3 protein-coding genes are annotated in these 2,429 nt (G+C 47.8%); all 3 read right to left on the bottom strand.

Going from position 1 to position 2,429, the window contains the following annotated elements; translation table 11 throughout:
• Positions 1–823, bottom strand: an 823-nt coding sequence (locus tag WBV75_RS00140) for a CNNM domain-containing protein (protein WP_424118639.1), incomplete at its 3' end; no start/stop codon positions are given.
• Between the two features lie 19 nt (positions 824–842).
• Positions 843–1,301: a single-stranded DNA-binding protein gene (locus WBV75_RS00135; RefSeq protein ID WP_424118638.1), complete on the bottom strand. Its 459-nt coding sequence runs from the start codon at positions 1,299–1,301 to the stop codon at positions 843–845.
• A 37-nt stretch (positions 1,302–1,338) separates the two neighbouring features.
• On the bottom strand, positions 1,339–2,391 hold the full coding sequence (gene mutY, locus WBV75_RS00130) for an A/G-specific adenine glycosylase (RefSeq protein ID WP_424118640.1): 1,053 nt from the start codon (positions 2,389–2,391) through the stop codon (positions 1,339–1,341).
• Between the last annotated feature and the right edge of the window lie 38 nt (positions 2,392–2,429).

The raw sequence follows: 2,429 nt of genomic DNA, 5'->3' as shown, positions 1-2,429 counted from the left end.
CCTTTACATAGAGGACCCCCAGCACATCATCGAGATTCTCTGCATAAACGGGGATACGCGAATACCCGTTTTTTTTGATCTCCTCCAACACTTCCGGGTATTTCAGTTCTGCAGATAAGGCAAAAATATCCAGCCTGGGCCGCATGACCTGTTTGGTATCCGTATTTCCAAAAGAGACAATCCCCTCGAGGATTTTTTGTTCTTCCCGGGTGGTGTCCCCTTCAGAAGTGAGTTCAAGGGCCTGGGAAAGATGGTCTACACTCAGATTCGATTTTTCTTTGCCCAGTCGCTTATATAAAAAGATAGTCGCTTTTCTGAGCGGTGCGCTTAAGGGGGTAAAAAGCACATCCAGGCCCCTGAGTACATAAGCCATTTTAAATGCGAATGCCATGCGATTCCTGTTCGCATAGATCTTTGGCAAAATCTCCCCGAACAAGAGGATCAGAAATGTCGCCAGTACCACCTCCAGCACAAAACGGCCGGAAATAAAGCCGAGATATACCTGGTCAATACCCTCAAATAGGGTATCTCCCATATCATTGAGAAGCAATACAATACCAATATTTATGGCGTTGTTGGCAATTAGGATGGTTGCGAGTAGTTTTTTTGGCTTCTCAAGAAGCCCGAGAATAATATCACTTTTAGAGCTTGCATTGTTTTTAAGCTCATTCACATCGGTTTGTGAGAGGCCAAAAAACGCTACTTCAGCACCCGAAATCAGTCCGGAGCAAATCAGCAGGACGACCAGTATTGTAAACTTGAGTATAAGTTCGCCACTGAGGGCTATCCCGATCAGTACAGCGCTTAGGAGGTCAGGATCCAAAGGCTCGGTCTTTAATTACTTAAAAAGGCAGGTCATCCTCTTCCGGGACATTTGCCTGTGTGTCTCCGCTTTGTATCGGCCCTTCAGCAGGACGAGCAGCCGACTGTCCTCCCTGGGCGGAACCTGGATTGGCCTCTCCCGATTTGTTTGAAAGGAACGTAAAATCTGTGGCCTGGATTTCAGTGGTATACCGGGTCGCTCCATCTTCACCCTGCCATTGTCTGGTTTTAAGGCGCCCCTCAATATAAATGAGGTCCCCCTTACTGAGGTATTTCTCACAAATTTCGGCAGCCTTGTTGCGGACGACAATATTATGCCATTCTGTATTGGTCACTTTCTCGCCGGTCTGACGATTGGTATACGATTCATTCGTGGCAATGGGGAAACGGCCTACGCAATTCCCGCCATCGAAGTAATGCATTTTAACCGCATCTCCTAAATGCCCGATCAGCATAACTTTATTTAGTGTTCCGCTCATAATTTATCTCTTGGGGTACATTGAATCTTCCCCGGGTTCAAAAGTACGAATTTTTAACTGTTTCCATGAAATTTGCAATGGGGACAGGGACGGGATACGCTTCCATTTCGGCTATAGGGATCCCCTCTGTGAGGTCTTTCTCCAAATAGACGATCCGCAAGGTCAGGAAAAGGTGCTGGTGAGACAATTTATGAACCAGGGGGACAGGGTTTAATTTATGTATCTTCAGAGGATGGCCCATTTGAGGAAAATAACCTTCGGTTAAAGGCTCCTCAGCCTGCCCATCAGATAATTCCATCTCTGATTCCAGAACGGGGAACTCATATAATCCCTGCCAGATACCTCTGCCTGTGCGTTTGACGAGCTGGGTTTTGAAACCCGGGTCCACAGGCATAAAATAGTTGAAATACCTTTTGCGCACTTCCTTTTTGGGTAACTTGACCGGAAACCGGGCCACCTGGGACCGTGCCAGGGCCACACAACTCTCCGCTAAAGGACAGGTGTCGCAATCGGGGTTTTTGGGAACGCACTGAAGCGCGCCAAATTCCATAAGCCCTTGATTATAGGTTCCCGGATGGGCTTTATTAAAAACCTGTTCCGCAAGATCTGCAAAGTAGCGGCTGCCTTCCCCACTGTTCACCGGAAGATCCACTCCGAAATACCGGCTCAGAACGCGGTAGACATTTCCATCGACAACCGGGGTAGGTAAATCAAAACAAATGGAGCCGATGGCCGCTGCGGTATACGGCCCAACCCCTTTTAGGGTCAAAAGGTCTTTGTATGTTTTTGGAAAGTCTCCCCCAAATTCATCGGAAACCCGTATGGCTGTGGCGTGCAGGTTACGCGCCCGGGAGTAGTAGCCAAGGCCCTGCCAGGTCTTTAAAACCTCCTCCTCTTCGGCTCTGGCGAGGTTTTCTACCCTGGGAAATCGTTCTTTGAATCGAAGGTAATATGGCAATCCCTGTGCAACACGAGTTTGCTGCATAATAATTTCGGAAAGCCATATGCTGTAAGGGTCCCTTGTTTTTCTCCAGGGCAAATCCCTTTTGTGCTTTGCGTACCAACTTAAAATGCGATCTGAAAAGTCCATATACTCCGGCTCCGGCGGCAAAACTAACTGTATTTAAG

This window comes from Robiginitalea sp., from assembly GCF_049588695.1.
GTDB lineage: Bacteria > Bacteroidota > Bacteroidia > Flavobacteriales > Flavobacteriaceae > Robiginitalea.
This window is presented reverse-complemented; position numbering and strand designations above follow the sequence as displayed.